Origin of the sequence: Streptomyces sp. NPDC001852 (genome assembly GCF_042891825.1) — a bacterium.
Lineage (GTDB): Bacteria > Actinomycetota > Actinomycetes > Streptomycetales > Streptomycetaceae > Streptomyces.
This window is the reverse complement of record NZ_JBIATN010000004.1, coordinates 340595-363716: the sequence shown is the minus strand read 5'-3', so window position 1 is coordinate 363716 and position 23122 is coordinate 340595. Positions and strand designations below refer to the sequence as shown.

The following is a 23122-nucleotide window of genomic DNA, read 5'->3' as shown; positions in this document are numbered from 1 at the left end:
TTAGCTGTTCACCCGGCCGAGGTAGTCGCTGGTGCGGGTGTCGACCTTGATCTTCTCACCGGTGGTGATGAAGAGCGGGACCTGGATCTGGTGGCCGGTCTCCAGGGTGGCGGGCTTGGTGCCACCGGTGGAGCGGTCGCCCTGGACGCCCGGCTCGGTCTCGGCGATGGTCAGCTCGACTGCGGCCGGCAGCTCGACGAAGAGCACCTCGCCCTCGTGCTGGGCGACGGTGGCGGTGAAGCCCTCGATCAGGAAGTTGGCGGCGTCGCCGACGGCCTTCCGGTCGATGTGCAGCTGGTCGTAGGTCTCCATGTCCATGAAGACGAAGTAGTCGCCGTCCATGTACGAGAACTGCATGTCGCGCTTGTCGACAGTGGCGGTCTCGACCTTGACGCCGGCGTTGAAGGTCTTGTCGACCACCTTGCCGGACAGCACGTTCTTCAGCTTGGTGCGCACGAAGGCCGGGCCCTTGCCGGGCTTGACGTGCTGGAACTCGACGACGGACCAGAGCTGGCCGCCTTCGAGCTTGAGCACCATGCCGTTCTTGAGGTCGTTCGTGGAAGCCACGGTTGCGGAATCTCCTGGACTGACGTACGACCCCGGCGCACGCCACTGCCTAGAGGGCGAGCAGCTCCTTGGTCGTGATGGTGAGTAGCTCGGGTCCGCCGTCCGCCTCGGGGCGTACGACGAGCGTGTCATCGATCCGGACACCGCCCCGGCCCGGGAGGTGGACCCCCGGTTCGACGGTGACCGGCACGCAAGCGTCCAGTTTACCCATGGCCGCGGGCGCCAACTGCGGGTCCTCGTCGATTTCGAGTCCGACGCCGTGTCCGGTCAGCGGGGGCAGGGCCTCCGCATAGCCGGCCGAGTCCAGCACCTGGCGTGCCGCACGGTCCACGTCGGCGTACACGGCGCCGGGCGCCAGGGACTCGCGTCCGGCGCGCTGAGCGGCGAAGACCAGGTCGTACAGCTCGATCTGCCACTCGGCGGGCGAGGTGCCGATCACGAAGGTACGGCCGATCTCGCAGCGGTAGCCGCGGTAGGTCGCGCCCAGGCACACGGAGAGGAAGTCGCCCTCCTCCACCCGCCGGTCGGTGGGGCGGTGCCCGCGGCGGCCGGAGTTCGGCCCGGTGGCGACCGAGGTGGCGAAGGCCGGGCCGTCGGCGCCGTGGTCGACGAGACGGCGCTCCAGCTCCAGCGCGAGATGCCGCTCGGTGCGGCCGACCAGGATGGACTCCAGCAGTTCACCGAGGGCCTGGTCGGCGATCTCGGCACCGATGCGCAGACAGGAGATCTCCTCCTCGTCCTTGACCACCCTGAGCTGTTCCACGGCCGCGCCGAGGTCGCCGAGGCGCAGCGTGGGGGCGACCGCGGCGATCGCTCTGTGCCGGGCGACCGTGAGGTGGTGCTCCTCGACGGCCAGGGAGTCGGCGTCCTGCGCCACGGCCAGGTCCGCCGCCACGACCGCGGCATCACCGCCGACCCCGGTGCCGTTCGGTGGGAGGACGTGCAGGCGCAGGTTCTCGTCCGGGCGGCCCTCGGAGGGGCGGTCGTCGGGCTGGCCGACGCATACGAGGAGGTCCTCGCGTTTGCCGAGCAGCAGCGCGGAGCCCTGCGGGGCTGCGGCGGCGAGGTAGCGCACGTTGGCTGGGCGGGTGACGAGCGCTGCCGCGGTGCCGGCCGCGGTGAAGTGGTCTCTCAGCCGGGATCGGCGGGTCGCGTACACCTCTGACATGAGACGAGCGTAGGAGTTTTGCGGCGGTTGTGCCGATTTGTGGGGGCCGAGTGGGGTGGCGGGGCAGGTGGGGGGTGGTGCCTGTGGATCACCGGGTGCGGGTCCATGGGAGGCACTCGCGCCCACGCGGCGGAGCCGCACATCAGATACAGCCCCGCGCCCCTCACGTGGACCGGTCCCCCCTTGCTCACCAGCTCGGTGGGCTTGCTATCGCTCTGGCCAGGACCTCGTCCAGAACCTGTGCCGTGCCCGGGATGTCCAGTTGCGAGTTGTCGATGATCGGCAGGCCCGAGCCGTACCAACCCGCCATGCGGCCGTGGATACGGGCCACCTCCTCGTCGGTGAGGCGGCGGTTGCCGGTGCGCTCGGCGTTGCGCTCCAGGACGATGTCCAGGCCGGGGAGGAGGACGACCGGGAGCAGGCCGGGGCCGACGTGGCGTTTCCAGCCGCCGAGGCCGACGACCGGGCGGTCCGGGAAGACCGCGTCGTCGAGGATGCAGGAGATGCCGTTGGCGAGGAAGTTGCGGGCGGCGAAGCCGCAGGTGCGGCGGGCCAGGCGGTACTGGGCCTCGGAGTTGTCGTTCCAGCCGGACTGGGGGTCGGCGAAGCCCGAGCGGACCCATTCGCGGACGTCGTCCAGGCTGATGTGAGCGGTGGGCACGCGGCGGTGGTCCGCCCAGTACTTGGCGACGCTGGTCTTGCCCGCGCCGGCCGGGCCGATCAGCAGGACGGCCAGCGTGGTCGCCGCCGGGTCGGGGGCCGCGGCGGGAGCCGGGGGCACCGTGGGCACGCCGACCGGGCCGCCGGGCGGCAGCGGGACGTGACCGGTGGTGTCGGGTGCCGGCGCGGCGGTGGCCTGGGGTGCCGGGGGCTGGGGCGCCGGGGGTTGCGGGGGCGTCGGCGGGACGACGCCGGTGGGGGCCGGGAAGCCCGGCGGCGGGGGCACGGGGACGGGCCCCTGGGAGGCTCCCGGGTGCGGGCCCGGGTGGTGTGCGGCCGACGACCAGCCGGCGTGCGGCAGCTGCCCCGGCTGGTGGGGCGGCGGCAGCGGAGACCCCACTGCGTGCTGCATCCGTTGCCACTCCGTCTCGTACAAGGCAATTCGTGCTGGCAGCGGGGGTGAGCCCGCTGCCTACCGAACGGTACCGTCCCCCGCCGTCGTTTGGTGAAACGGACGGGGGCGGCTCGAAGTGCCCACTTCGGAAGGGCAATCGGACGGACGGAACAGTCGGGGACTCAGCTCCCGACCTCGCCGTACGCGGCGAGCAGGACGGCCGGGTCCGGGCCCTCCAGGACGGTCGGCTTGGCCAGGCCGTCGAGCACGATGAAGCGCAGCAGGTCGCCGCGGGACTTCTTGTCGATCTTCATCGTCTCCAGCAGCTTGGGCCACTGGTCGTAGCGGTAGTGCAGCGGCAGGCCGACCGCCTCCAGGACCGTACGGTGGCGGTCCGCCGTCGCGTCGTCCAACCGGCCCGCCAGACGGCCGAGTTCGGCGGCGAAGTGCATGCCGACGGCGACCGCGGCGCCGTGCCGCCACTTGTAGCGCTCGTTCTTCTCGATGGCATGGCCGAGCGTGTGGCCGTAGTTGAGGATCTCGCGCAGGCCCGACTCCTTCAGGTCCGAGGAGACGACCTCCGCCTTCACCCGGATCGAGCGCTCGATCAGCTCGGCCGTGTGCGGGCCCGCCGGGGTCCGGGCGGCCTCGGGGTCGGACTCGATCAGGTCGAGGATCACCGGGTCGGCGATGAAGCCGGCCTTGATGACCTCGGCGAGTCCGGAGACGTAGTCGTTGACCGGGAGGGAGTCCAGGGCGGCCAGGTCGCACAGGACGCCCGCCGGCGGGTGGAAGGCGCCGACGAGGTTCTTGCCCTCGGCGGTGTTGATGCCGGTCTTGCCGCCGACCGCCGCGTCCACCATGGCCAGCACGGTGGTCGGGACGGCGATCCAGCGCACCCCGCGCAGCCAGGTCGCGGCGACGAAGCCGGCGAGGTCGGTGGTCGCGCCGCCGCCCACGCCGACGACGACGTCGGAGCGGGTGAAGCCGGACTGGCCGAGCGCCTTCCAGCAGTAGGCGGCGACCTCGGCGGTCTTGGCCTCCTCGGCGTTCGGCACCTGGATGGCGACCGCCTCGTAGCCCTGCTCGGCCAGGTCGGCCCGCAGCGCGTCACCGGTCTCGGCCAGCGCCTCGGGGTGGATCACCGCGACCCGCTTGGCTTTCTGGCCGATCAACCCGGCCAGCTCACCGAGCAGTTGGCGCCCGACCAGCACCTCGTAGGGGTCGGTGCCCGCGGTGCCGGCGACCTGGATCCGGGTGACTGCCTCGCTCATGCTTCTTTCAACTCCAGTGCGTCGAGCGCCTGTTGGGTGACCTCTTCGGGGGTACGGCCGTCGGTCGCCACGACGGCGGTGGCGACCTCCTCGTACAGGTGCCGCCGGGCCTCCATCAGCTCGCGCCACTGCTTGCGCGGGTTGACCGCGAGCAGCGGCCGGGCCACGTTCAGCCCGGTGCGCCTGGCGGCCTCCTCCACGTCCATGGAGAGGTAGACCACCCGCCGCCCGGCGAGCAGCGCGCGCGTGTCGGCGTCGAGGATCGCCCCGCCGCCGAGCGCGAGGACACCCTCGTGCTCGGCGAGAGCGGCATGCACGGCGCGCTTCTCGATGGCGCGGAACGCGGGCTCGCCCTCGTCGACGAAGATCTCGGCGATGGTGCGGCCCTCGGCGGCGACGATGTCCTCGTCGGTGTCCCGGTAGCCGAGCCCGAGGCGCTCGGCGAGCAACCGGCCGACGGTGGACTTGCCGACGCCCATCGGGCCGACCAGGACGACCGCTGGCACGGCGCTCACCTGATCGCGAGGTTGTCGAGGTACGACCGCACGTTGCGGCGGGTCTCGGCCACGGAGTCGCCGCCGAACTTCTCGGCGACCGCGTCGGCGAGGACGAGCGCGACCATGGCCTCGGCGACGATGCCGGCGGCCGGCACGGCGGAGACGTCCGAGCGCTGGTGGTGGGCCTGGGCGGCCTCGCCGGTGGCGACGTCCACAGTCTGCAGCGCCCGCGGCACGGTCGCGATCGGCTTCATCGCGGCCCGCACCCGCAGCAGCTCGCCGGTGCTCAGGCCGCCCTCGGTGCCGCCGGCGTGACCGGAGACCCGCTTGATGCCCTCGGGCGTGCCCACGATCTCGTCGTGCGCCTTGGAGCCGGGCACCCGGGCCAGCTCGAAGCCGTCGCCGATCTCGACGCCCTTGATCGCCTGGATGCCCATCAGGGCACCGGCGAGCCGGGCGTCCAGCTTGCGGTCCCAGTGCACGTGCGACCCGAGGCCGACCGGGACGCCGTACGCCAGCACCTCGACCACACCGCCGAGCGTGTCGCCGTCCTTGTGCGCCTGGTCGACCTCCGCGACCATCGCCTTCGAGGCGTCCGCGTCCAGGCAGCGCAGCGGGTCGGCGTCCAGCTTCTCGACGTCGGCCGGCGTGGGGTACACCCCCTGCGGAGCCTTCACGGAGCACAGCTCGACGACGTGCGAGACGATCTCGATGCCCGCGGTCTCCTTCAGGTACGAGCGCGCCACCGCGCCCAGCGCCACCCGGGCGGCCGTCTCGCGGGCGGAGGCGCGCTCCAGGATCGGGCGGGCCTCTTCGAAACCGTACTTCTGCATGCCGGCCAGGTCGGCGTGGCCGGGGCGGGGCCGGGTGAGCGGCGCGTTACGGGCCAGACCCGCGAGGATCTCCGGGTCGACCGGGTCGGCCGCCATGACCTGCTCCCACTTGGGCCACTCGGTGTTGCCCACCATGATCGCGACCGGGGAGCCGAGGGTGAGGCCGTGCCGGACGCCGCCCAGGAAGGTGACCTCGTCCCGCTCGAACTTCATGCGCGCACCACGGCCATAGCCGAGCCGCCGCCGCGCCAGGTGGTCCGCCACCATCTCCGTGGTGATCGGCACGCCGGCGGGAAGCCCCTCCAGCGTCGCGACAAGTGCGGGACCGTGGGACTCCCCCGCGGTCAGCCAACGCAGCCTGCTCAACGGTGCTCCTCAGTGTTCGCGCCCGGTACTGCCCTGCGTACGCATGTCCTCGCGCACGGCGACGGCGACCGGGTGCGCGACCCCGGCCCGCCACCTCCGATCCTCCCACGTCCGGGGCCGGATTCCGGTCACCGGTCCACAGGGCGGACGTGGCCGGAGCGATCAGCGGGCGGCGAGCGCCTTCTCACCGGCTCGGCGCATGACCTCCAGGGGCGCCGGGGACCGGCCGGTCATCCGCTCGACCTGCAGGGCGGCCTGGTGGACCAGCAGGTCGAGGCCGCTGACCACGGCACCTCCGAACATGGACCAGCGGGCCGCCAGTTCGGTCGGCCAGGGATCGTAGAGCACGTCGAAGAGGGTGGCGGGGCACTCGGGCACGGCGGCGGCGAGGGCGTCGGTGGTGCCGGCGGGCGTGGTGGCGATCACCAGCGGTGCGCGCAGCGCCTGCTCGGCGTCCGCCCAGTCCGCCGTACGCACCTCCACGTCGAGCCGCTCGCCCCACTGCCGCATCTCGGCGGCGCGGGCCTCGCTGCGGACGTAGGCGACGACCTCGCCGGTGCAGATCCGGGCGAGGGCGGCGAGCGCGGAGGAGGCGGTGGCGCCGGCGCCGAGGATCGCGGCGGAGTCGACCTGCTCGATGCCGTGCTCGCGCAGGGCGGCCACCATGCCCGGGATATCCGTGTTGTCGCCGAGGCGGCGGCCGTCCTCGGTGAACACCACGGTGTTGACGGCGTCGACGGAGGCGGCCGTCTCGCTGATCTCGTCCACCAGCGGGATGACCGCCCGCTTCAGCGGCATCGTCAGCGACAGCCCCGCCCACCCGGGACCCAGCTTCTCGAGGAAACCGGGCAGACCTGCCTCGTCCACCTCGAAGCGGTCGTACGACCACTCGCCGAGCCCCAGCTCGTCGTACGCGGCCCGGTGCAGCACCGGGGAGAGGGAGTGGGCGATGGGCTTGCCGAGTACGGCGGCCCGGCGGGCGTCAGTTGCCCGAGCTGGCATTGAACTTTTCCTTGAGTTGCTTGAATTCGGCGTAGGTCTTCGCGAATTCGGTGTTGTTCACACCGTCGGTCGCCACGAAATAGATCCAGCCGTCGTGCGTCGGATTCAGCGCCGCCCTGAGCGCGTCCTCGCCGGGGTTGCCGATCGGACCGGGCGGGAGCCCCTTGTGCCGGTAGGTGTTGTACGGGCTGGTGTTGCTGTTGATCTCCTTCTCGGAGATGTGGATGTTGCTCGTGCCCTTGAGGTAGTTGTACGTCGAGTCGAACTGCAGCAACTGGTTCGTCTCGGTGTTGGTGGGCTTGAGGCGGTTGTAGACGACCTCCGCCATCTTGCGGTAGTCGTCGTCCGTCTTGCCCTCGGCCTGCACCAGGCTCGCGACCGTGACCAGCTCGAACGCGTTGTTCAGGCCCAGCGCCTGCGCCTTGGAGGTGAGACCGTAGGCGTCGTACTTGGACCTGGCCTCGGCGACCATCTGCTTCAGGATCGCGTCCGGCTTCATGCCCTTGGCGGCCGGATAGCTGCCCGGGAAGAGGAAGCCCTCCAGCGGGTCCTTGATCTCGCTGCTGTTCGCCGTGTTCTGCGCCCAGGCCGGCAGACCGAGGTTCTTGTACTCCTGCTTGGCGAGCTTCTCGGTGGAGCCGGCGGAGAGTTCGAGTTTCTTGTCGATCGCCTGGTAGACAGCTGCGTTGCGCTCACCCGGACGCACCATGACGATGTTCTGGCTCTTCGGGTCCAGCATCATTTTCACGGCGCTGGCGGCGGACATCTCCTTCTTCAGGAGATACACGCCGGCCTGGATGCTGCCGCCGCCGGGAACGGCGCCCTGCGCGTGCACGAAGGCCTCGGCGCTCTTGACGACACCGGCCTGCTTCAGGCGGTTGCCGATGTCCCAGCCGCCCGCACCCTTGGGGATCTCGACCGTCACGGTCTGGCCGGTGCCGTCGCCCGTGTAGTCGGGCGCCGGGGCGAAACGATTTTGGTAGAACTTGTAGCCGAAGTAACCCGCCGTGGCGACGCCGCCACCGAAGACCAGGACGACGACCATGCAGGCGCAGCCGTTGCGTCGCTTCTGGCCCTTCTTGGCGGGTTTCTTCCCCTTGCCGCGCCGGTCGCGACGGCTCTGGAGCTCGTGTTCCTCGTCGTCGTCTTCGTCGCCGCCTCCCGTGAAGAAGGGGTGCTCCTCGTCGGGCGCGGCCTCGGGCTCGGGTTCGGGTTCCGGCTCGGGGTGCCTGCGGCCGGGCGGCACCGGCGGCGGGTAGGCGTCCTCGGTGCCGTAGAAGTCGGGCTGCTCGCCGCCGTAGCCGACGGGCTGCCGGCCGTAGGGGTCACCGGGGTCCGGCTGGTACGGCACCTGGCCATGGGGACCGGCCGCCTCCCAGCCGCCCTGCTGCTGGTACTGCTGCTGGGTGTGACCGGCGTACTGCTGGTGGCCCTGTTCGTCGTAGTACGGGTACTGCTCGTGGCCGTACCCGGGGTGCTGCTGCTGGTTCCAGTCGCCGTACTGCGGCTGCTGCGGGTACTGCTGCTGCGGCTGGCCGCCGTAGGCAGGCTGCCGGCCGACGTGGGCCTGCTGCCCTTCCCATCCGCCGTCCCCGTACAACGGGTCCTGCGGATGCCACGGTTCGGAGCCCGGGCCCCGGCCATACTCAGTCATCGATCCCCTAGAGCCGCGAGGCCGACCGGTCACGCGGCCGGTGGGCCCGCTTCCGTTCCGCCTCCTCTTGCTATGTGCCGGCTGTTCGAACACCGGCACATCGCGCGGAACGTTACCGTATCGCGATCAGATGACCACTTCGACGCCCTCGCCGGGTGCTTTACCTGACACTCGTTCGGATTCGAGGGCCTGCTGCAGGATGATGACGGCGGCGGCCTGGTCGATGACCGAGCGGCCCTTCTTCGATTTCACCCCCGAGGCGCGCAGCCCCTGACTGGCCGTCACGGTCGTCATCCGTTCGTCCACCAGGCGCACCGGCACCGGCTTGATGCCCTTGGCCAGCTCCTGGGCGAAGGCGCGGACCTTGACGGCGGCCGGGCCCTCGCCCCCCTTGAGGGAGCGAGGGAGCCCGACGACGACCTCGATCGGCTCGTACTCCTCCACCAGTTGACGAAGGCGGCGGTGGGCGGCGGGGATGTCCCGGCCGGGGACGGTCTCCACCGGTGTGGCGAGGATCCCATCGGGGTCGCACGAGGCGACCCCGATCCGGGCGTCCCCGACGTCGATCGCAAGTCGACGTCCTCTGCGCATTTCCGACCGTTTCCTTACTTCGCCGTCTTCGTCGCCGTCGTGTTCGTCGTCTTGTCCGTCGTCTTCTTCGCCGTCACTTGGCAGTGTCGGCGACGAGGCGCTCGACGGCCTCGACGGCCTCGCCGACGGCGGCCGGGTTCTGGCCGCCGCCCTGGGCCACGTCCGGCTTGCCGCCACCGCCGCCGCCGAGGGTCTTGGCGGCGGTGCGGACCAGGTCACCGGCCTTGAGGCCGCGCTCGCGGGCGGCCTCGTTGGTGGCGATGACCGTCAGCGGCTTGCCGTTGTTGACGGTGAAGAGGGCCACGACCGCGGCACGTCCGCCCTGGATGCGGCCGCGCACGTCGAGGACCAGCTTGCGCAGGTCGTCCGGGGTGGTGCCGTCCGGCACCTGGCCGGTGACGACGGCCACGCCGCGCACGTCCTTGGCGGACTCGGCGAGACCGGCGGCGGCCTGCAGCACCTTCTCGGCGCGGAACTTCTCGATCTCCTTCTCGGCGTCCTTCAGCTTGCCGAGCATCGAGGAGACCTTCTCCGGCAGCTCCTCCGGTCGGCCCTTGAGCAGCTCGGTCAGCTGGTTGACGACCGTGTGCTCGCGGGCGAGGAAGGTGTAGGCGTCCACACCGACCAGGGCCTCGATACGGCGGACACCGGAGCCGATGGAGGACTCGCCGAGCAGCTTCACCAGGCCCAGCTGGGCGGTGTTGTGCACGTGCGTGCCGCCGCACAGCTCCTTGGAGAAGTCGCCGATGGTCACCACGCGGACCCGCTCGCCGTACTTCTCGCCGAACTCGGCGATGGCGCCCTGCTTCTTGGCCTCGTCGATCCCCATGACCTCGGCGTGCACGTCGAGATCGCGGGCGAGCACCTCGTTGATCTTCTGCTCGACGTCGGTCATCACGGCCGTCGGCACGGCGGACGGGGAGCCGAAGTCGAAGCGGAAGCGGCCGGGCTGGTTCTCCGAACCAGCCTGGGCAGCCGTCGGGCCGAGGGCGTCGCGCAGGGCCTGGTGGGTCAGGTGGGTGGCCGAGTGGGCGCGGGCGATGGCCTTGCGGCGGCGGGCGTCGATCGAGGCGTGGGCCTTGGCACCGACGGTGACCTCGCCGACCTGGACGACGCCCTTGTGGACGTACACGCCCGGGACCGGCTTCTGGCAGTCGCGGACCTCGATGACGGCGCCGGAGTCGACCTTGATCCGGCCGGTGTCGCCGATCTGGCCGCCGCCCTCGGCGTAGAACGGGGTGCGGTCCAGGACGACCTCGACCTCGTCGCCCTCGGTGGCGGCCGGCGAGGAGACGCCGTCGACGAGGATGCCGACGATCGTGGTTTCGCCCTCGGTGTCGGAGTAGCCGATGAAGTCGGTCTCGCCGACGGTGTCGGCGATCTCACGGTAGGCGCCCATGTCGGCGTGGCCGGTCTTCTTGGCCTGGGCGTCGGCCTTGGCGCGCTCCCGCTGCTCCTTCATCAGGCGGCGGAAGCCTTCCTCGTCCACGGAGAGGCCCTGCTCGGCGGCCATCTCCAGGGTGAGGTCGATCGGGAAGCCCCAGGTGTCGTGGAGCAGGAAGGCCTTGTCGCCGGCCAGGACCGTGCCACCGGCCTGCTTGGTCTCGGTGACGGCGGTGTCGAGGATGTTGGTGCCGGCCTTCAGCGTCTTGAGGAAGGCGTTCTCCTCGGCGACGGCGACCTTCTCGATGCGCTCGCGGTCGGTGACCAGCTCGGGGTACTGCTGGCCCATCATCTGGATCACGGTGTCGAGGAGGTCCTTGACGACCGGGCCGGTGGCACCCAGCAGGCGCATGTTGCGGATGGCGCGGCGCATGATGCGGCGCAGCACGTAACCGCGGCCCTCGTTGCCGGGGGTGACACCGTCGCCGATGAGCATGGTGGCGGTGCGCATGTGGTCGGTGACCACGCGGAGGGAGACGTCCGAGGCGTGGGCGTCGCCGTAGCGGACGCCGGTCAGCTCGGTGGCCTTGTTGATGACGGCCATGGAGGTGTCGATCTCGTACATGTTCTGCACGCCCTGCAGAATCATGGCGAGCCGCTCCAGGCCGAGGCCGGTGTCGATGTTCTTGCTCGGCAGGTCACCGAGGATCTCGAAGTTGTCCTTGCCGGTGCCCTCGCCGCGCTCGTACTGCATGAAGACGAGGTTCCAGATCTCCACGTACCGCTCGTCGTTGACGGCGGGGCCGCCCTCGGCGCCGAACTCGGGGCCGCGGTCGTAGTTGATCTCGGAGCAGGGGCCGCACGGGCCGGGGACGCCCATGGACCAGTAGTTGTCCTTCATACCGAGGCGCTGGATGCGCTCCTTCGGCACGCCGACGACCTCGTGCCAGATGCGCTCGGCCTCGTCGTCGTCCTTGTAGACGGTGATCCAGAGCTTCTCCGGCTCCAGGCCGTAACCGCCCTTGTCCTGGGGGCTGGTGAGCAGCTCCCAGGCGAGCTTGATGGCGCCTTCCTTGAAGTAGTCGCCGAAGGAGAAGTTGCCGCACATCTGGAAGAACGTGCCGTGGCGCGTGGTCTTGCCGACCTCTTCGATGTCGGGCGTGCGCACGCACTTCTGCACGCTGGTGGCGCGCGGGAACGGCGGCTTGACCTCACCCAGGAAGTAGGGCTTGAAGGGCACCATGCCGGCGGGGACGAGGAGCAGAGTCGGGTCGTCCGCGATGAGCGACGCCGAAGGGACGACGGTGTGCCCGCGCTCCTCGAAGAAGCTCAGCCAGCGGCGGCGAATCTCGGCCGACTCCATCAGTGGTCCTCATTCCGGTTGTACGAGTACGTCGGGGCTTCGATGTACTTCGGGTTGCTGCGGTCGTTCTCGATGGCGGTGTACCGTCGGGGCGCCGGGAGTTCGGGATTCTCGTGGATCCCCAGGGCCTCCTCCAGCTCGGCCTCCCGCTCGGCCATGTTGTCGCGGACGTCGAGCGCGAAGCCCACCGCGCGGTCCTTCAGGCGCTGACCGGTCTCCAGGGCCTTGTTGGCCGCGGTGGCGGCGAGGCTCTCCGGGGTCAGTTGCTTCAGCTTGCGGTTGACCTTGGTGGTCGCCCACACACCGGCGGCGACACCGGTGGTGAACCAGAACGTACGGCGGAACATCGCTCGGTCTCAGTCCTTACTTCCGCTTGCGTCGCGCGGCAGGGACCGTGCGGCCCACGATCACGGTACGCCGGGGCGCCTTCGCGGGCACGTCCTCCTTGCGGCCGCCCAGCGCCCGGCGGACGCCGTAGCCGAACGCCGCGACCTTGACCAGCGGGCCGCCGAAGGTGGAGGCGACCGTGGTCGACAGCGCGGAGGCGTTCGACGTGACCTCCTGGACGTCGGAGGCGATCGCGTCGACTCGGTCGATCTGGGTCTGCGCGGAACGCACGGCGGCGGAGGCGTCGGCGAGCAGCGGGACGGCCTGGTCGGTCACGTCCGCCACCAGCTTGGTGGTCGCCTTGAGCGTCTGGGCCAGCCTCGCGAGAGCCACCGCGAGGAAGGAGACCAGGATCGCCCAGAAGACGGCCACCAGGATCCCGGCCACCTCTCCACCGGACACTGTGCGCACCCGCTCCCTGAAACGTGCCTCACCATCGAAAAAGTCGTGTCCGAGCCTATCGCGCCGTGGCCGGGGCTCCGTACCGGATTACCGGGCGGCGCGGACGGAGTTGCGGGAAGCGATTGTACGCAGTGAACACGTTTCAGTACGCTCCGTGTCCCATGCGAGGTTCTCAGCGCCCAGATCCTTTCCCCGACGGCGATCCGCCCCTGGAACTGACCACTTTCGTGGGGCGCTCGGCCGAACTCGCCGGGCTGGCGTGCGCGCTCGGCGGGGCGCGACTGGTGACCGTGACCGGGGTCGGCGGTGTCGGCAAGTCCCGGCTGGCGGCGCGGTTCGCCGCCGGGTGGGAGGCGGGGGCGGGGCGGGTGGAGCTGGCGCCCGTGCGCGATCCGCAGTTCGTGGAGTACGCGGTGGCGGAGGCCCTGGGGCTGACCGACCACACCGCCCGGCCGCCCCGGCAGACGCTGCTGGAGCATCTCGCCGGCCGTCCGGCCCTGCTGGTGCTGGACGGGTTCGAGCATCTGGCGGACGCCTGTGCCGAGTTGACGGCGGAGCTGCTGCGGAGGCTGCCGGAGCTGCGGGTGCTGGCCGTGGGCCGGCGTCCGCTGGGGCTGGCGGGCGAGCGGCTGTTCCCGCTGGCGCCGCTCGGCGAGGGCGAGGCGGTGGAACTGCTCATCGACCGGGCCCGGGAGCAGGGGCTGGAGGTGTCCGACGGCTTCGAGGTGCGCGAGTTGTGCCGGCGGCTGGAGGGGATTCCACTGGCACTGGAACTGGCGGCCGGGCGGCTGCGGGCGCTGTCCCCGGCGCAGTTACTGGGGCGGCTGGACGACCGGTTCCGGTTGCTGACGGCAGGAAACGGGTCGCATCCCGTCCCCGGGGGCCCTCCGGCCCGGCACCAGACGCTGCGCACCGCCATCGGCTGGAGCCACGAGCTGTGCACGCCCGCCGAGCGGCTGCTGTGGGCGCGTCTCTCGGTGTTCGCGCAGACCTTCGACCTGGAGGCGGCCGAGTATGTGTGCAGCGGGGACGGGCTGGCCGCCGAGGACGTCCTGGACGTGCTGTCGGAGCTGCTGTCCCAGTCGGTCGTGACCCGTGAGGAGAGCCCGGCGGGCCCTCGCTACCGGATGCTGGACACGGTCCGGGCCTACGGCGCCGAGTGGCTGGAGGGGGTCGGGGACACGGGCCGGCTGCGCAGGCGGCACCGGGACTGGTACCTGGGCCTGGCGACCTGGTGCGAGCTGGACTGGTTCTCGCCCCGGCAGGGCGAGGTCGCCGCGCGGGTCGAGGCGGAGCTGCCCAATCTGCGGGCGGCGCTGGAGTTCTGTCTGACCGAACCGGAGGAAGCCCATCTCGGGCAGTACCTCGCGGGGTCGCTGTGGTTCTGCTGGGTCGGCTGCGGGCGGCTCGCGGAGGGGCGCCGCTGGCTGGCGCGCAGCGTGGAGCTGGAGTCGGAGTACGAGCAGTCGCGGCTGAAGGCGCTGTGGGTGCTCGGCTATGTGGCGATCCTCCAGGGCGACACCGTGCCGGCGCTGGCGGCGCTGCGGGAGTGCCGGGAGCAGGCCGAGCGGGTCGCGGATGCGACGGCGGTGGCGTACGCCGAGCACCGCACCGGCTGTCTGGCGCTGGTCACCGATGACCTGGTCCGTGCAGAAACGCTGCTGCGGTCGGCGCTGGACCGCTATCAGGGGATCGGCGAGCTCAACAGCAACGTGCTGATGGGCCAGGTGGAGCTGGCGATGACGCGGGCCTTCCAGGGGGACCTGCCGGACGCGGTACGGCTGTGCGAGGACGTGCGCCGGGTGTGCGAGGACCACGGGGAGCGCTGGGCCCGCAGTTACGCGCTGTACGTGCTGGCGTACGCGGCCTGGCAGGAAGGAGCTCTGGACAGCGCGCGGGAGCTGCTGACGGACTGCCTGCGCAATGCCCACGCCTTCCACGACCTGCTCGGTTCGGTGCTGACGATCGAGCTGCTCGCCCTGGTCACGGCGGCCGAGGGTGACCCTGCCGAGGCGGCTCTCCTCCAGGGCGCCGCCGCCCGCATATGGCCCTCGGTGGGCCTGCCCCTCTTCGGCTCGGCGCACTACAACGCGCCGCACGAGCGGTGCGAGGCGCTCGCGCGGCAGGCTCTGGGCGATGCCCGGTACGAGGAGTGTGTGCGGGAAGGTGCTCTGCTGGACCGTGCGACGGCGGTCGACCGGGCGCTGGGGCATGGTGCGGTGCGCCCCTTGGGGGCACTGCCGGCGCCGCGGGGGGCGGATGTGCCCCGAAGGGGCGCGGGGCCGTATCGACATGCGGCTGCGCCGCGTGGCGCGGCCGGCCCCCACCAGCCCGCACTGTCCGAAGGACCGGACCTGCCCGACACGTAGGAATCCTCGGAATAGGAATCCTCGGAAAAGGCAGAACCCGCCGCCTCACCCGCCCGGCGGGGCCGGGCGGGGAGACGGCGGGCCGAAGTGTTACGCCGTGGCTGGGGTCAGCGGGCGTAGTACTCGACGACGAGCTGCTCGTCGCAGATCACCGGGATCTCCTTGCGGTTCGGCTCGCGGTCCAGGCGGAACGCCAGGGCCTTGAGGTTCACCTGCAGGTAGCGCGGGGTCTCACCCTCGGGGGCGAAGCCACCCTCGCGGGCGATCGTGAAGAGCGTCTTGTCCTTGGAGCGGTCGCGGACCTGCACGACGTCGTCCGGGCGGACACGGAAGGACGGCTTGTCGACCTTCTGGCCGTTGACCTGGATGTGGCCGTGGACGACCATCTGACGGGCCTGGTAGATGGTGCGGGCGATGCCCGAACGCAGGACCAGGGCGTCGAGACGGCGCTCGAGCTCCACGATCAGGGCCTCACCGGTCTTGCCCTGGACCTTGGACGCACGCTCGTAGGCGCGCACCAGCTGGCGCTCGGAGATGTCGTACTGCGCGCGCAGACGCTGCTTCTCCAGCAGACGGACCTTGTAGTCCGAGTTCTGCTTGCGGCCGCGGCCGTGCTCGCCCGGCGGGTAGGGGCGGGCCTCGAAGTACTTGACGGCCTTGGGGGTCAGCGCGATGCCGAGGGCACGCGACTTCTTGACCTTGGGGCGGGACTGGTTCGCCACTGTCTCAATCTCTTTCGTAGTGTTCGGCTCGTCAGAGTTAGGGGAGGTCGCATCCGCAGCCGGGGAATCCCGCCGGGTCCGCGTGGGACCTGCCGGGCAGCCGCTCCCCTGGTCTGGGCACATACGTGCAGCACGCGAGTGGCCCACCGACCGTCCCGGAGCTCCGGGTGGTGGTGGGCTGCCCGCGACACCGTTCGACGGTGCGCGACGCTCCTGGAGTCCGTTTTCCCGAGGACTGGCCCCGGGGGCCGGACTCCGGCCGGCTGTCCCGCTCTGACTGCGCGGGACTCGGCACTTCGGGCAAGTCTACAGGGCGCTCAGGACCGCCTGCGACCGAGGCGCTTGCGGGTCCACTCCACCGCGTCCGCGTACCGCGCCTCGGTGCCGTGCCGGGTCGGGGTGTAGTACTCGCGGTCCTTCAGGGCGTCCGGGGCGTACTGCTGCTGGGCGATGCCCTCGGGCAGGTCGTGCGGGTAGACGTAGCCCTGGGCGTGGCCGAGCTTGGCGGCGCCCTTGTAGTGCCCGTCGCGCAGGTGGGGCGGCACCGGTCCGGCCAGGCCCTTGCGTACGTCCTCCATGGCGGCGCCGATGGCGGTGGTCGCCGCGTTGGACTTGGGGGCCAGCGCGAGGGCGATGGTGGCGTGGCTGAGGGTGAGCGCGGCCTCGGGGAAGCCGATCATCGCGACGGCCTGGGCGGCGGCGACGGCTATGGGGAGGGCGTTGGGGTCGGCCAGCCCGATGTCCTCGCTCGCCGAGATCATCAGCCGGCGGGCGATGAAGCGGGGGTCCTCGCCGGCCTCGATCATGCGGGCCAGGTAGTGCAGGGCCGCGTCGACGTCGGAGCCCCTGATGGACTTGATGAGGGCGCTGGCGACGTCGTAGTGCTGGTCGCCGTCGCGGTCGTACTTCACCGCCGCCCGGTCGACCGTCTGCTCCAGGGTCTCCAGGCCGATCTCGGTCTCGCCCTTGTCCAGGGCGGCTCCGGCGGCGGCCTCCAGGGCGGTCAGGGCCCGGCGGGCGTCGCCGCCGGCGATGCGCAGCAGATGCTCCTCGGTGTCCCCGGGGAGGCCGACGGCGTCCTTCAGACCGCGCTCGTCGGTCAGGGCGCGCCTCAGCAGGCCGCGGATGTCGGCGTCGGTGAGCGGTTCGAGGGTCAGCAGGAGCGAACGGGACAGCAGGGGCGAGATCACCGAGAAGTACGGGTTCTCCGTGGTGGCCGCGATCAGGGTCACCCAGCGGTTCTCGACCGCCGGGAGCAGGGAGTCCTGCTGGGCCTTGCTGAAGCGGTGGATCTCGTCCAGGAAGAGGACGGTCTCCTTGCCGAAGCCGCCGGTGGCGCGGCGGGCGCCGTCGATGACCGCGCGGACCTCCTTGACGCCCGCGGTGATCGCCGACAGCTCCACGAACCGCTTGTTCGTCGCCCTGGAGACGACGTACGCCAGGGTGGTCTTGCCGGTGCCGGGCGGACCCCACAGGATCACCGAGGACGGTCCGGCCGGGCCGCCGGAGCCCTCCCCGACCAGCCGGCGCAGGGGGGAGCCGGGCTTCAGCAGATGCTGCTGACCCACGACCTCGTCGAGGCTGCGCGGGCGCATCCGCACCGCCAGGGGGCTCGCTGCCGGGTACTTCTCCTGGCGTTCTTCTGCTGCGGCGGTGAACAGGTCGGGTTCCACGCTGAAACCCTAAGACACGGCACTGACAATGCCGTGCGGCCCGGGGTCAGGCCCAGAGCTGGCTGCCCCAGCGGGTCAGGATCAGCATGGCGATGATGCCGCAGTGCGTGACCGGCACCACCCAGGTGAACTCGCCGAAGAACGACTTCAGCCAGCGCGGGGCCGGCAGGAAGTCGTTGCGGACGTTGAACGAGGTCACGTACCAGAACATGGTGATCGTCGCGACCCACGCCAGGGAGCACCACAGGCACAGCGCGTTGATCCGGTACAGGGACTGGAACTGCAGCCAGGTGACGAAGCCGACGCCGAAGAGCGTGCCGAAGTCGAACGTCAGCCAGTACCAGCGCGGGAACCGGGCGCGGCCCAGCAGGCTCATGCCGACGCAGATGACGATGCCGTAGCAGACCAGGCCGAGCCAGGGGTTCGGGAAACCGAAGGCCGCCGCCTGCTTGCTCTCCATGACGCTGCCGCAGGACACGATCGGGTTGACGCTGCAGCCCGGCGTGAACGTCTTCCCGGCGAGCTTCGCCTCGAGGATCTTGTTCTTGTCGAGCGTGATGACCCAGGCGGCCAGCAGTCCGGCCGCGCCGGTGATCACCAGCAGCAGGGCGAAGGCACGGCTGCCGCCCACCGTGCGCGGGGCGTCGGCGGCACGCTCGGGACCCGACTCCGTGGAGACGTCGTTGACTGTCGTCTTGCTCATCACGCCGATTCCGTCACTTGAGAGTTGGACCATCTTCGGGCACGGCTCATTGTGCCGCACACACGCGTGTGTCCACCGTTCGAAGGACATAAGGACGTACGCACGGTGGTCCCGGAGCGCTCGGTTCCGGCCGATGCTCGCGGTCATGACAGCACACGCGAACGAACTCTCGGTGGACGTCCGGGGGCTGCGCAAGCGGTACGGGGGCGTGACCGCGGTGGACGGGCTGGACCTCGGCATCCGGCACGGTGAGGTGTTCGGCCTGCTCGGGCCCAACGGCGCCGGCAAGAGCACCACGGTGGAGATCCCTCAGGGCAACCGGTCACGGGACGGGGTGAGGTGTCCGTCCCCGGCGCGGACCCGGCGACGGGCACGCGCGCGTGGAGATCCCGTGTGGGAATCGTCCGGCAGGACGAATCGACGCCCGCGGAGTTGACGGTGGGCGAGACCGTACGGCACTTCGCCCGCTACTACCCCCGCCCGCGCAGCCCCGAGGAGCCGGAACGCCCCCGGCTGTCGGAGCGGGAGACGGCGGTACTGGGGCTGGTGGCGGAGGGCTGCACGAACGCGGAGGTGGGCCGGCGCCTGTACATCGGCGAGTCGACGTGAAGACCCACCTGTTGCGGATCTTCGGCAAGCTGGGTGTGGACGACCGTACGGCGGCCGTGACAAGCGCGATGCGGTACGGGCTGCTGGAACAGTGAGGGGGGCGCCGGGGTCCCCGGCGACCCCCTCACAGCCCACTCAACCGAGCCGGGACTCCAGTTCCGCCACGATCTCGTTGACACCGATCGCCGACTGCTCGCCGGACTCCATGTCCTTGAGCTGGACGACGCCCTCGGCGAGGTCGCGCTCGCCGGCCACGAGGGCGTAGCGGGCGCCGCTGCGGTTGGCGTTCTTCATGGCGCCCTTCAGACCCTTGCCGCCGTAACTGAAGTCCGCCGAGATGCCGACCTTGCGCAGCTCGGTGACCTTCGCGAACAGCACCCGGCGGGCCTCTTCGCCGAGCGGGACGGCGTACACCGACGTCGTGGACGGGAGGTCCAGCTCCACGCCCTCCGCCTCCAGGGCGAGGACCGTGCGGTCGACGCCGAGGGCCCAGCCGACCGACGGCAGCGAGGGGCCGCCGATCATCTCGGACAGGCCGTCGTAGCGGCCGCCGCCGCCCACCGCCGACTGCGAGCCGAGGCCGTCGTGCACGAACTCGAAGGTGGTGCGGGTGTAGTAGTCCAGGCCGCGCACCAGCTTCGGGTCGTCCTCGAAGGAAACGCCCGCCGCGGTGATCAGCTCGCGGACCTCCTCGTGGTACGCCTTGCAGGCGTCGCACAGGTAGTCGCGCAGCAGGGGCGCGCCGGTCAGCTGCTTCTGCACCGACTCGCGCTTGTCGTCGAGGACCCGGAGCGGGTTGATGTCCACACGGCGGCGGGTGTCCTCGTCCAGGTCGAGGCCGAGCAGGAACTCCTGGAGCGCGGCCCGGTAGACCGGACGGCACTCCTTGTCGCCGAGGCTGTTCAGCAGGATGCGGAAGTCACGCAGGCCCAGTGAGCGGTACGCCTGGTCGGCCAGGATGATCAGCTCGGCGTCGAGGGCCGGGTCCTCCGCGCCGATCGCCTCGGCGCCGACCTGGGAGAAGTGCCGGTAGCGGCCCTTCTGGGGGCGCTCGTAGCGGTACTGCGAGCCCGAGTACCAGACCTTCACCGGGAGGTTGCCCGTCTTGTACAGGTTGGCCTCCAGGACCGCGCGCAGCACGGGCGCGGTCGTCTCCGGGCGCAGGGCCAGCTTGTCGCCGCCCTTGGTCTCGAAGACGTACATCTCCTTCGTGACGATGTCGGTGGACTCACCGACGCCGCGCGCGAACAGCTCCACGTTCTCGAAACCGGGCGTCTCGATGTAGCCGTAGCCGGAGCTCCTGAGCGGCGCGGCGATCGCCTCGCGGACGGCCAGGAACCTGGCGCTGTCCGGCGGCAACAGGTCGTAGGTGCCCTTGGGGGCCTTGAAAGTGCTCACGGAAATCTCTCGTCACATTCCTCGTCGGGGAGCCGGGGAGGCTCCCTGGCCGGCCGCCACCTGCCGCAGATAGGGGTTGGCGGCGCGCTCCTGGCCGATGGTCGTCTGGGGGCCGTGTCCGGACAGCACCACGGTGGTGTCGTCGAGCGGCAGGCACACGCGGGCCAGCGACTCGAGCATGTCCTCCATGGATCCGCCCGGCAGGTCGGTGCGTCCGATGGAGCCGGCGAACAGCAGATCCCCGGAGAAGAACACCGACGGGATGTCGGCGGTCTCGGGCATCCGGAAGGTCACCGACCCCTTGGTATGGCCCGGCGCGTGCGCGACGGAGAACTCCAGTCCGGCCAGTTCGAGGGTGGTGCCATGCGTCAACTCCCGGACGTCGTCCGGCTCCCCCACGGTCAGCTCGCCCATCAGCGGCATCCCGATGGACCGGCCGAGCGCCTTCTCGGGGTCGCTCATCATGTACCGGTCCTCGGGGTGGATCCAGGCCGGCACGTCGTGCGCGCCGCAGACCGGGACGACCGAGGCCACGTGATCGATGTGCCCGTGGGTGAGGACGACGGCGACGGGCTTGAGCCGATGCTTCTTCAGTGCTTCCTCGACGCCTTCGGCGGCCTGGTGGCCGGGGTCGATGATCACGCACTCCTCACCGGCGGCGGGGGCGACGAGATAACAGTTCGTCCCCCAGGCCCCGGCGGGGAACCCGGCAATGAGCACGATCGTCCTTCGTTGTGTCGATACGGGTGGCCACAAGCTGTGGTCCAGAGCCTACCGGCGCTGCCGTTTCCTCAGCGAACCCATATACGGTACGGGGCTACACGCAACGGTCGGCTCACGAGCACGCACGCGTACCGGTCGACACACGACACGCATGAGGAGAGAACCCGGTGGTCAGCCAGGAGCAGCGGCGGCGTCAGCTCGCCCGGGAGAAGTTCTTGCGGCAGCAGCAGCGGCGCACCCAGGCGCGCCGCAAGGCCCGCGTGCGCAACTCCGTGATCGCGTCGGTGCTGGGCGTGATCGTCATCGGCAGCGTCGTGCTGTACACGACGGACGTGCTGAAGGGCGACGGCAAGAAGACCAACACCGCCGCCGACGTCACGCCCAGCGCCACGCCCACCAGCAAGGCCCCGGACCCGTGCGCGAAGCCGGCGGCCGGCTCGGCGAAGAAGCTGAACTGGAAGAAGGAGCCGGCGCTGACGATCGACACGTCGGCGAAGTACACGATGAAGCTCGCCACGACGTGCGGTGACATCGACATCGCACTGAAGACGGCCGCCGCCCCGCACACCGTGAACTCGTTCAACTTCCTGGCGGGCCAGGGCTTCTTCGACCACACCAAGTGCCACCGTCTGACCACGGACGGTATCTTCGTGCTCCAGTGCGGCGATCCGCAGGGCACCGGCATGGGCGGGCCGGGCTACACGCTTCCGGACGAGAACCTGAAGGACAAGAGCCTGAAGGGCAACACGTACCCGGCGGGCACGGTGGCGATGGCCAACACCGGTCAGAAGCACACCGGCGGCAGCCAGTTCTTCCTGGTCTACAAGAACAGCCCGTTGCCGCCCAGCTACACCCCGTTCGGCACGGTGTCGGACGCGGGCATGAAGGTGCTGCAGAAGATCGCCGCCGCGGGCGCCCAGGCGGCCGATCCGACCTCCGGCAACACCGCCCCCAACGCCACCGTGGTGATCAACAAGGCGACGGTGACGAAGTCCTGACACCTTTGTAAAGACCATGACGGCCAACTGCGGAATTTCGGTCGCGCTGGATGCGGACAGGCAACCCGCTGGTCGCCTATGTTGGCCGTGACGAAACTGTGGACGATGCCCGGGGGTGCTGAGGCCCCCCGCAGGCATCATGTGGAGGAGGCGCTGTGAGCAGCGACCCGTGGGGCCGCGTCGACGAGACGGGGACCGTGTACGTGCGTACGGCCGACGGCGAGAAGGTCGTCGGTTCCTGGGCGGCCGGCTCCCCCGAGGAGGCGCTGGCCTACTTCGAGCGCAAGTACGAGGGCCTGGTTGTCGAGATCGGCCTCCTCGAGAAGCGAGTACAGACCACCGACCTGTCGGCGAAGGACGCCCAGGCCGCGATCGGCCACCTGCGCGAGCAGATCGACGCGCATCACGCGGTCGGCGATCTGGACGCGCTGCGGGGGCGGCTGGACAAGCTGGTGGAGACCGTCGAGGCCCGCCGTGAGGAGCGCAAGCAGCAGCGGGCCAAGCAGTCCGACGAGGCCCGCAAGGCCAAGGAGGACCTGGTCGCCGAGGCGGAGCAGCTGGCGCAGTCCGACCAGTGGCGGGCGGCCGGTGAGCGGCTGCGGGCGCTGGTGGACACCTGGAAGGGGCTGCCGCGTCTGGACCGCAAGTCGGACGACGAGCTGTGGCATCGCTTCTCGCACGCCCGGTCGGCGTTCTCCAAGCGGCGCAAGGCGCACTTCGCGCAGCTGGACGCGCAGCGCGAGGAGGCCCGCCGGACCAAGGAGCGGCTGGTCGCCGAGGCAGAGGCGCTGTCCGGTTCGACGGACTGGGGTCCGACGGCGGCCCACTACCGCGACCTGATGGCGCAGTGGAAGGCCGCGGGCCGTGCCCAGCGCGAGCACGAGGACGACCTGTGGAACCGCTTCCGCGGCGCCCAGGACGTGTTCTTCGCCGCCCGCAGCTCGGTCTTCGCCGAGCGGGACGCGGAGCAGACCGAGAACCTGAAGCTGAAGGAGGAGCTGGCCGAGGAGGCCGAGAAGCTCCTGCCGATCGGCGACCTGAAGTCCGCGCGGGCCGCCTTCCGCTCGATCAACGAGCGCTGGGAGGCCATCGGCCATGTCCCGCGGGACGCGCGTCCGAAGGTCGAGGGCCGGATGCACGCGGTCGAGCGGGCGATCCAGGAGGCCGAGGAGGCCGAGTGGCGCCGGACGAACCCGGAGGCACGCGCGCGTGCCGAGGGTCTGACCGGTCAGCTGCAGGCCGCCGTCGACAAGCTGAGGGCGCAGATCGAGCAGGCCCGCGCCCAGGGCAACAGCTCCAAGGCCGACAAGCTGGAGCGCGAGCTGGAGGGCCGCCAGGCGCTCCTGGACCAGGCTCTCAAGGGCCTGCAGGAGTTCGGCGGCTGAA

Annotated in this window: 20 protein-coding genes and 2 pseudogenes; 5 read left to right on the top strand and 17 right to left on the bottom strand. The window is 70.7% G+C overall.

Going from position 1 to position 23122, the window contains the following annotated elements; translation table 11 throughout:
* From efp to ACFYZB_RS09625, 12 genes are all read right to left on the bottom strand, one after another.
* Positions 1-567 carry an elongation factor P gene (gene efp, locus ACFYZB_RS09680; RefSeq protein WP_225836740.1) on the bottom strand — a complete coding sequence of 189 codons (567 nt, stop codon included), beginning with the start codon at positions 565-567 and terminating at the stop codon, positions 1-3.
* Positions 568-616: 49 nt separating this feature from the next.
* On the bottom strand, positions 617-1735 hold the full coding sequence (locus ACFYZB_RS09675) for an aminopeptidase P family protein (RefSeq protein WP_388756279.1): 1119 nt from the start codon (positions 1733-1735) through the stop codon (positions 617-619).
* 187 nt (positions 1736-1922) lie between these two features.
* Positions 1923-2807: a Pro-rich N-terminal domain-containing protein gene (locus ACFYZB_RS09670; RefSeq protein ID WP_388756276.1), complete on the bottom strand. Its 885-nt coding sequence runs from the start codon at positions 2805-2807 to the stop codon at positions 1923-1925.
* 164 nt (positions 2808-2971) lie between these two features.
* Entirely contained in the window at positions 2972-4063 is a 1092-nt protein-coding gene (aroB, locus tag ACFYZB_RS09665) for a 3-dehydroquinate synthase (RefSeq protein ID WP_388756274.1), read from the bottom strand.
* Positions 4060-4542, bottom strand: a complete 483-nt coding sequence (locus ACFYZB_RS09660) for a shikimate kinase (RefSeq protein WP_351211701.1) — start codon at positions 4540-4542, stop codon at positions 4060-4062. Before ACFYZB_RS09660 ends, aroB begins: the two co-directional genes overlap by 4 nt.
* A 32-nt stretch (positions 4543-4574) precedes the next feature.
* Positions 4575-5759 (bottom strand): chorismate synthase, encoded by a 1185-nt coding sequence (gene aroC, locus ACFYZB_RS09655; RefSeq protein WP_388756272.1) that lies wholly within the window; start codon positions 5757-5759, stop codon positions 4575-4577.
* Positions 5760-5921: 162 nt separating this feature from the next.
* Positions 5922-6761, bottom strand: a complete 840-nt coding sequence (locus ACFYZB_RS09650; protein WP_388756270.1) for a shikimate dehydrogenase — start codon at positions 6759-6761, stop codon at positions 5922-5924.
* Positions 6742-8415 (bottom strand): endolytic transglycosylase MltG, encoded by a 1674-nt coding sequence (gene mltG, locus ACFYZB_RS09645; protein ID WP_388756268.1) that lies wholly within the window; start codon positions 8413-8415, stop codon positions 6742-6744. Before mltG ends, ACFYZB_RS09650 begins: the two co-directional genes overlap by 20 nt.
* Positions 8416-8541: 126 nt before the next feature.
* A complete protein-coding gene (ruvX, locus tag ACFYZB_RS09640; RefSeq protein ID WP_031161763.1) occupies positions 8542-9006 on the bottom strand; it encodes a Holliday junction resolvase RuvX in 465 nt (154 codons plus the stop codon).
* A 73-nt stretch (positions 9007-9079) separates the two neighbouring features.
* Entirely contained in the window at positions 9080-11752 is a 2673-nt protein-coding gene (gene alaS / locus ACFYZB_RS09635; protein ID WP_388756265.1) for an alanine--tRNA ligase, read from the bottom strand.
* On the bottom strand, positions 11752-12099 hold the full coding sequence (locus tag ACFYZB_RS09630; RefSeq protein ID WP_388756262.1) for a hypothetical protein: 348 nt from the start codon (positions 12097-12099) through the stop codon (positions 11752-11754). Before ACFYZB_RS09630 ends, alaS begins: the two co-directional genes overlap by 1 nt.
* Positions 12100-12115: 16 nt before the next feature.
* Entirely contained in the window at positions 12116-12550 is a 435-nt protein-coding gene (locus ACFYZB_RS09625) for a DUF948 domain-containing protein (RefSeq protein WP_106962777.1), read from the bottom strand.
* Positions 12551-12702: 152 nt separating this feature from the next.
* Between ACFYZB_RS09625 and ACFYZB_RS09620 the strand changes: the two genes are divergently transcribed.
* On the top strand, positions 12703-14910 hold the full coding sequence (locus tag ACFYZB_RS09620) for an ATP-binding protein (protein ID WP_388756258.1): 2208 nt from the start codon (positions 12703-12705) through the stop codon (positions 14908-14910).
* 107 nt (positions 14911-15017) lie between these two features.
* Here the strand turns inward: ACFYZB_RS09620 and rpsD are convergent, their stop codons facing one another.
* From rpsD to ACFYZB_RS09605, 3 genes are all read right to left on the bottom strand, one after another.
* On the bottom strand, positions 15018-15632 hold the full coding sequence (rpsD, locus tag ACFYZB_RS09615) for a 30S ribosomal protein S4 (protein WP_055705441.1): 615 nt from the start codon (positions 15630-15632) through the stop codon (positions 15018-15020).
* Between the two features lie 317 nt (positions 15633-15949).
* Positions 15950-17305: a replication-associated recombination protein A gene (locus ACFYZB_RS09610; protein WP_388756256.1), complete on the bottom strand. Its 1356-nt coding sequence runs from the start codon at positions 17303-17305 to the stop codon at positions 15950-15952.
* A 46-nt stretch (positions 17306-17351) separates the two neighbouring features.
* Positions 17352-18008 (bottom strand): vitamin K epoxide reductase family protein, encoded by a 657-nt coding sequence (locus tag ACFYZB_RS09605; RefSeq protein ID WP_351211620.1) that lies wholly within the window; start codon positions 18006-18008, stop codon positions 17352-17354.
* Between the two features lie 145 nt (positions 18009-18153).
* Here ACFYZB_RS09605 and ACFYZB_RS09600 point away from each other — a divergent pair.
* Together ACFYZB_RS09600 and ACFYZB_RS09595 are read left to right on the top strand one after the other, a co-directional pair.
* Positions 18154-18506, top strand: a pseudogene (locus ACFYZB_RS09600) (ATP-binding cassette domain-containing protein); the annotation flags it as partial.
* Positions 18507-18712 (top strand): annotated as a pseudogene (locus tag ACFYZB_RS09595) (LuxR C-terminal-related transcriptional regulator); the annotation flags it as partial.
* Positions 18713-18752: 40 nt separating this feature from the next.
* Here ACFYZB_RS09595 and hisS read toward each other — a convergent pair.
* Together hisS and ACFYZB_RS09585 are read right to left on the bottom strand one after the other, a co-directional pair.
* Entirely contained in the window at positions 18753-20015 is a 1263-nt protein-coding gene (gene hisS / locus ACFYZB_RS09590) for a histidine--tRNA ligase (RefSeq protein WP_351211622.1), read from the bottom strand.
* Positions 20016-20027: 12 nt separating this feature from the next.
* Positions 20028-20735 carry an MBL fold metallo-hydrolase gene (locus tag ACFYZB_RS09585; RefSeq protein ID WP_388756252.1) on the bottom strand — a complete coding sequence of 236 codons (708 nt, stop codon included), beginning with the start codon at positions 20733-20735 and terminating at the stop codon, positions 20028-20030.
* A 170-nt stretch (positions 20736-20905) separates the two neighbouring features.
* Between ACFYZB_RS09585 and ACFYZB_RS09580 the strand changes: the two genes are divergently transcribed.
* On the top strand, positions 20906-21736 hold the full coding sequence (locus ACFYZB_RS09580; protein WP_351211626.1) for a peptidylprolyl isomerase: 831 nt from the start codon (positions 20906-20908) through the stop codon (positions 21734-21736).
* Positions 21737-21891: 155 nt separating this feature from the next.
* Positions 21892-23121, top strand: coding sequence for a DUF349 domain-containing protein (locus ACFYZB_RS09575; RefSeq protein WP_388756250.1), 1230 nt, complete (start codon positions 21892-21894; stop codon positions 23119-23121).
* Position 23122: the final 1 nt, after the last annotated feature.